The sequence below is a fragment of the Bacteroides sp. 51 genome, assembly GCF_010500965.1.
Classification (GTDB): Bacteria; Bacteroidota; Bacteroidia; order Bacteroidales; family Bacteroidaceae; genus Bacteroides.
On record NZ_QVMI01000011.1, the window covers coordinates 1,046 to 8,334 of the forward strand.

General features: G+C 47.5%; 4 protein-coding genes. All 4 read left to right on the forward strand.

Translation table 11 applies throughout. From position 1 onward, the window contains the following. The first annotated feature begins 29 nt into the window (after window positions 1-29). The 4 genes from D0T87_RS10155 (at window position 30) to D0T87_RS10170 (ending at window position 7,196) form a co-directional block, all read left to right on the forward strand. Window positions 30-1,649, forward strand: coding sequence for a DUF3575 domain-containing protein (locus D0T87_RS10155; protein WP_163175016.1), 1,620 nt, complete (start codon window positions 30-32; stop codon window positions 1,647-1,649). Between the two features lie 61 nt (window positions 1,650-1,710). Next, window positions 1,711-3,003 (forward strand): Mfa1 family fimbria major subunit, encoded by a 1,293-nt coding sequence (locus D0T87_RS10160; protein ID WP_163175017.1) that lies wholly within the window; start codon window positions 1,711-1,713, stop codon window positions 3,001-3,003. 83 nt (window positions 3,004-3,086) lie between these two features. Beyond that, the gene (locus D0T87_RS10165; RefSeq protein WP_163175018.1) at window positions 3,087-4,025 is read left to right on the forward strand and encodes a FimB/Mfa2 family fimbrial subunit; all 939 of its coding nucleotides are present in this window, start codon (window positions 3,087-3,089) and stop codon (window positions 4,023-4,025) included. A 27-nt stretch (window positions 4,026-4,052) separates the two neighbouring features. Further along, window positions 4,053-7,196, forward strand: coding sequence for a BACON domain-containing protein (locus tag D0T87_RS10170; protein ID WP_163175019.1), 3,144 nt, complete (start codon window positions 4,053-4,055; stop codon window positions 7,194-7,196). Window positions 7,197-7,289: the final 93 nt, after the last annotated feature.

Genomic DNA, 7,289 nt, shown 5'->3' on the forward strand with positions numbered 1-7,289 from the left:
TCATAATTCAAAACTTAAAATTAAAATACATGAGAAGTAATTTTATATTTTTGGCTTTGTTGCTATTAGTAACAAATATAAACGCTCAGGAGACTGAATACCGGGAGATACCGGGGAATGTTGGTCTGAAGACGAATCTGTTGTATGATGCTACGGGTACTTTTAATCTGGGGTTGGAGTTCCGTACCGGGGAGCGTACCTCGTTTGAACTGCCGGTGAACTGGAACCCGTGGACATTCTCGGGAAACCGGAAGTGGAAACATGTATTGGTGCAACCTGAGTTTCGGTGGTGGACCACCGAAGCCTTTAAGGGGCATTTCTTTGGTGTGCATGCACATTATGCTTTTTATAATGTAAGCCGCTTGCCCAACGGTCCTTTTTCGCGGAATATGGCCGACAGCCGTTACGAGGGGTGGCTTGCCGGAGCAGGATTATCCTACGGCTATCGTTGGAACTTTTCGCGCAACTGGGCATTGGAAGCCACCATTGGTGTAGGTTATGCCTATTTGGATTATAAAAAATATGAATGTGGCGATTGTGGCGAACGGATAGGTGCTGACACAAAGAACTATTTCGGACCTACCAAAGCAGGCATTACATTGATTTACAACATCGGCGGGAAAAAGAAACCCGTTCGCACCGAACCCGTTTATGTTCCAGTAGTTGTACAAGAGCCGGAGCCCGTTAAAGAAGTCGTTATTTATAACCCGCAGTTTACAGTTAGCTACCTTACACCGGAAGCGGAAACGGTTAAAACACGCAGCGAAGCCGGACAAGCATACCTCGATTTTGCCGCAGGACGTTCGGAAATTGTGTTTGGATTCAAGAACAATGCCGCTGAACTCCAAAAAATAAATAACCTGATAGAAAATGTAAAGAACAACCCCGACGCCACCATCACAGGCATTACCATCACAGGCTATGCTTCGCCCGAAGGGCTTTACCAAACCAATCTGAGGCTATCGGAGAAACGTGCGTATGCACTGAAACAACTTATCATAAACCAATATGGCTTCTCCGACAGTATGTTCACCGTTAGCGGACGAGGCGAAGATTGGGCAATGCTCGACAGCTTAGTCACCCAATCGGATATGCCGGAGAAAGCTGCTATCCTCAATATCATACGGAGTACGGGTGTCTTCGACGGACGCGAGAAAAAGCTCATGAACCTGACAGGCGGTAAGCCTTACAGGGAAATGCTATCAACCATGTTCCCGCAGCTTCGCCGCAGCGAATACGAACTACACTATACCGTGCTTCCGTTCACCGTAGAAAAAGGCAAAGAGGTATTAAAAACCAATCCGGGTAACCTTTCCTTAAATGAAATGTTCCTGATTGCGAATACCTACGAGCCGGGAAGCCATGCCTTCGACGAAGTGTTTGAAACGGCAGCGCGGCTGTTCCCCACCGACGATACGGCAAATCTGAATGCCGCTGCCAGTGCCCTTGCCCGTAAAGACACTGTTTCGGCAGAGCAATACCTCGCAAAGATAAAGGAGCAATCACCGGAATACTGGAACAACCTCGGCATTCTTGCCTTTGTGCAAGGCGATACGGAAAAAGCAGCGGAATGTTTCGCAAAAGCCGGAACGGTAGCCGCCGGAAACGCTTCCGAACTCGACAAGCACAATCAATCCAAACAATTCTAACGAATAAATAAAGAGAGTAATAATTATTTTTTAATCATTTTTTAATTAAAATTTTCAGAACATGAAAGTAAGTTTTAAACACGCGATTATGGCTTTCGCTGCCCTCACGATGGGCTTAACAAGCTGTTCAAACGATGACGATGTAACAGTCGATCAAGGTGCGGAAACCTTTATGAAGCTCAACATCCAGTTCCCTAAATCATTGGAGACCCGTGCGGCACATGACGTAAACGCAACGGACGATGAAGTGAAGTTATCAACGATCAATGTATTTATCTTCGACCCCGCAACCAGTGGTTTATTGTCTGCGGTGGCTCTGGGAAGCTCTGATTTTACTTACGACAACACATCATCAGACAAGTACACAAAAAATGCTTCGGCTACTATTCCTACAAGTACGGGAGCAAAGAAAATTTATGTAGGAATGAACCTTCCGTCTTCTTTCCCAACCATTTCAACTATTGGCGACCTGAAAGCAGCATGGACTACTACAGCAACTGACCTTGTACATGCTACCAACGGTATTGCTATGTTCTGTACCGCAGAAGAAAACCCCACTTTGGTTGAAAAGACAGATGCCGGATATGCAACTGCAAATACCGTAAACTTCACCATGAAGCGTATGGTTGCGAAAGTGGCTGTAACTGCCGGAGCTACTTTGAATCTGGCTACTACTGACAATGCCGGAACCATTGCAAACGTGGAATTCTCTATCGGACAATCGAACACCAAAATGTTCCCCTATCAGTTAGTAGAAAGCAGCGTTGTGAAAGACCCGAACTGGAATACCTATGCTGCCGGCGACTTTGAAAGCTTCACGGCTGCCGGTGATTACGTTGCCATGAATGCAAATGGAACTGCAATCACATCACTGGCTGTAAAATACGCTGCTGAAAACACCGCACAGAGTCTTCTTCAGAAAGAACACACGTATGTTTCTATTCAGTGTGATTTCATCCCCGACTATTTCTGTGATGCCGCAGGTGCTCCAACTGCAAATACGGCTGGTACTGCTGTTTCTTTCTGGGTGGTATCGCTCACTAACGGTTCAAAATACTATTTCAATAATAGTGCTGATGCTAACACTTATGCCGGTACACAAACAGGAAGCGCTGTAAGTGCTGAATATGTTGGTGGTAAATGTTACTATGCTATTTTCTTGGGCGAAAACCACGGTTACAATGTAGAGCGTAATGACTTCTACCAGTGTGCAATCACCAAGATCATCGCTCCGGGTAGTGCTGCTCCAACTGTGAAAGATCCCGATCAACCCATTGCCGTTCCAACCGAAATTGAAATGGTATTGACTATTGAACCTTGGGATTATTATTCAACTTCTCACGAATTGATTTAATCTTAATAAAGAAAAGTATAACTACTACGATGGATACTGCTCACTCTTCCGAGCGGGGCAGTATCCATCTTAAACCTGAAAGAATGAATCCATCCATTACTACATACATCCGCATGGCTGTGTTGCTTACAGGAATCTGCCTATTGGCATCCTGTATCCGTGAAGACTTAGACGGCTGTCCGCCCCGAACATCTTCATTACGTGTTTACTTTGCCTACAATTTCGATTACGTAACGCGTAATATAACCGGGGATGATATAAAAGACGTACACCTTTACGTTTTCGATGAGCAAGAACGCTTTGTATTGGACAAATGGGACTATGGAGTTACATTAGACAACAATTACTACATGGAACTGGCATTAGAGCCCGGTTCTTACCAATTCGTCGCCTGGTTCAACGAGGGCGACAGCTACCAAATCAACCCGCTTACGGACACATTCGTTCCGGGCGAAACCCTGTTGGCAGAGGCTCAACTGTATCTTGCCTGTTCTTCGGACAATCAGGTGCGCACTGCGCTTCCCCACCTCTTTTTCGGCAACCTCCATCAGGCGGTGGTCATACCCAATGAAGAAAACAAATTCACCATACCAGTAAAACAAGATACCTACCGTATCAACCTGACCGTTGAGGGATTAACCCCCGACGCGAACACCTACGCCTCTGTTATTACCGATAATAACGGACGCTATCACTTCGATAATTCATTCGCTCCCTGCCAGGAGCTACACTATATTCAGCAAACTAATTTCAAGGGAAATTCACTTGCCACATCTACGGTTGTACTCCGTCTTGCCGATGGACGCAACCCCATCTTAAAGCTACTGAACGAAACAGAAAACCGTTCGCTCTTTGCCGGCAACCTGATGGCCATGATACGCGAAGCAAACAAGCAAGGGGCGGAAATAGACTTCGACACCACCCATGTGTTCAATATCCTTCTGACGTTTGGCACCGATATGGAAGTGACCATCACCATCAACGGATGGTCGTTCCACCCCAGTGAGAGCATCCTCTATTAATACGAATAATAAAAAAAGATATATACGATGAAAAGAATTGCTTATTGGCTACTACTTTGCCTCCTTACGGCAACATTTAACTCATGCATAGCCGACGAAGAAGAGATCAATCCGGGCGGTGGTACAGACGCGCAACAGGTGGCGGTACGGTTTCGTCTTGAAACACCCCGGCAGGTATACCCCGTGACCCGTGCCATGAGCACCGACGCAGAGAACAACGTGCAACGGGTAGATGTCCTTGCCTTTAAGGTAACGGGCTCTTCGCCGAACTATACCGAGAAATTTGCCTACCACGCCAGCACCACTACCATAACCGATGTGGGTACGTCGGACAAAAAAGAGTTTACCGTAAAGCTATTGAAGGGTGGCACCGATCTCTACCGTTTTGTACTGCTTACCAACCTCGATGATGCGGTGGGCGATGCATTGGCACATCTGAGTACCAATGGCGATAAGGAAGATATACTGAAACGAACCGACCTGTTGATCACCAACACCGGCAAGTGGAGTGCCGAAGACAGCCGGTTGGGAACTTCCAAACCCATACCCATGTGGGGTGAGACTGCACCCATGCAGGTAACCGATGCCGTAGAGTCATCAGGTATCAGCAACATCAAGCTCATCCGTATGCTTACCCGCCTCGATGTGGAGGTAACAACCAACGATGCCAAAGCAAAATTCAAGCTGGCAACGGTACATCTTTACAACCGTAAGACAAGGGGCTACATTGCTCCGCTGGCTGCCAACTGGAACAGTAGTGTCAATAAAGTAACGGCAGCATCTGTTCCGGCAGATAGTGATCCGACAAATGACCCTCTAACCATACTCGGCCCGTTGGAGTACAACGATGCATCTACTGCCGATGTGGCTTTTATCAACGAGATATATACGTTCGAAGCCGCCGCCGCCGCGGGCCAGGCCTCCAAAGCTACTTGTATTGTGGTGGGTGGCTATTACGATAATAGTCCGAATTTGAGTTATTACCGCCTCGATTTCCTCGATAACAAGGTTTATCGCGACCTATACCGCAATCACTATTATAAAATGAATATCATCAAGGTTTCCGGTGCGGGGTATGATACTTCGTTGAAAGCATTTAATAGTGCGCCAATCAATATGGTGGCCGAGATTTTGGAATGGAACCAGGGGGGAGCCGGCGACGTGATTTTCGACGGGCAGTACTACCTATCCATAAAGCCGGAAATGGTTTATACATTCCAGAAAGATGCCGATACCGACGTAGTACGTGTAAAGACCGATGTACCCGCAGGTTTCCAGGTGATAAAGATTACCGAAGCTGACGGATCGACAAACACCGGCTGGCTATCGACCGATAAAACGATTGATACCTACTACGGCACCGGCGAAACAGAAACACCGGTAAACATTCTTGTGACAGAAAATACCACAGGCGCATCCCGTACCGGATATATCTATATCAAAGCCGGACGGTTGGAAGCTAAACTAACCGTTACACAGAGCATAACTCCTAAACGGACACCGATATTTAACTTCATTTCCTATACCAATGTAAACGGCACGGGACAGGATGTGCCGATAACTGGTGGTCAGATAGATGCCAAAGTAAATACCAATATGGGCTGGACATTACGCACCGATATTAGTGGTGTGGAAACTTCGATGGCTTTACCCGCATCAGATATTGCAGCCGATTATACCCTTTCGGTAAACATTCCGGCAAATACACTGTGGACTTCTGCCGACACCAAGGTTTGGATAGAGTATAAAGGTGTGGCGTTCCAAGAAGTAACCTATACACAGCCGGGGTATGAGATTACCAATGCTACGATCAATCGGACCAGCCTTTTGGCTTATGCCGCTACAAACGTCACATTTAGTGTAACGGGAACTTATCCGGCTAATGAGGTGCAAGTGCGGGTGTACGACAATACAAACAATGTAGAATTGGTTACTCCGGCATATATCACCACCGCTCAAAATGCATCCACCGGTACGGCTATCCTTGGCGTTCCTGCCAATCCTTCGTGGAATAGCCGTACACTTGCATTTCAGTATTACCATCCCGGAACACAGGCATGGGTGGATATTAATACGATCGCGCAAGCGGGATATAGTATAACTGCAACAGCTACCGAAGTTATGGGAAAAGCGGGTGGAACATCTACGGTTACCATAACCGGCTACAGACCTGTATTATATGTAAGAGCCATGACGGGTAGTACCGTGTTGGCAGCAAGTGCAACGGTAGCCGCAGGTACAACTGCCCCAGGTACACGGGCACTAACAATTCCCGCTACTACGACTACCCGTACTATTACGATCCAGTGGTCGAAAGACAATGCCAACTGGACGAACATTGTCACATTTACACAGTATAATTCTATTGCACCGCAATTTGCACGTAGTAACATCGTCTGGAACGGTTCAAAATTAACCTTTGCCACTACAGCGGCTGAGAATGTTTCTATACCTGCTAACTCGCAAGGGGTTTTGTTCCAGTGGGGTTCGTTGGTGGCTATCAGTCCGGCGGCACTTTCGGGTACAACAGCTGAATATACAGCCGGGCGTGCATCCACCGGTGCAGGGCATATCGTATATGACCCGACAAACAATTATGCTTACGCCTGGACAAGTATTCCTTATATCAACTCAACCGTTGCTCCGTTCAACAATGCTGTAGTTACCGATGATGATTTCAAGACCTATAACGGTGGACAGGGTTGGGACACCTACGGCCGGGGAGACATTTGCCGGTATATATCCTCGCAAGGCTGGGTGAGCGGTAAGTGGCGTCTGCCGACTCAGGACGAATACGATCAGTTGTTGGCCGAGCTTACAAACGGCGTTTCAAACCGTGGTGGATTTTCGAATATCATTGTTAGTCCCGCCGGCGGCACCAACCATTACGGTTATTACCAGCCATCATCGGGGCGCTGGTTGGGAGCAGGTGCAACAACAAGTTCCGGTGTTGCAAGCCCAACCGTGGGGGCTTATTTCCCTGCCGGCGGTTACCGCGGCTCCGGTGGTATAGCGGTCTACCTAGGCCACTTCGGGTGCTACTGGTCGGGTTCGTCAGTCAGTGCGAGGACAGGTTTCAGCCTGAGCGTGAGTTCGATGGGGGCGGGCAGCGACGACAGCAGCCGCTACGGCAGTCTGTGCGCCTTCCCGGTGCGTTGTGTCCGAGAATAATTGTGCCTACCCAAGCTGTATCTAAAATGATGGGCTTAGCTAAACTGTCCTGGCCGGCACTAGAATACCGGTATGGAAGTTTAGCTAAGAGTT

Coding starts and splice junctions, on each gene's coding strand:
- D0T87_RS10155 (WP_163175016.1), top strand. CDS start 30: ATGAGAAGTAATTTTATATTTTTGGCTTTGTTGCTATTAGTAACAAAT.
- D0T87_RS10170 (WP_163175019.1), top strand. CDS start 4,053: ATGAAAAGAATTGCTTATTGGCTACTACTTTGCCTCCTTACGGCAACA.
- D0T87_RS10160 (WP_163175017.1), top strand. CDS start 1,711: ATGAAAGTAAGTTTTAAACACGCGATTATGGCTTTCGCTGCCCTCACG.
- D0T87_RS10165 (WP_163175018.1), top strand. CDS start 3,087: ATGAATCCATCCATTACTACATACATCCGCATGGCTGTGTTGCTTACA.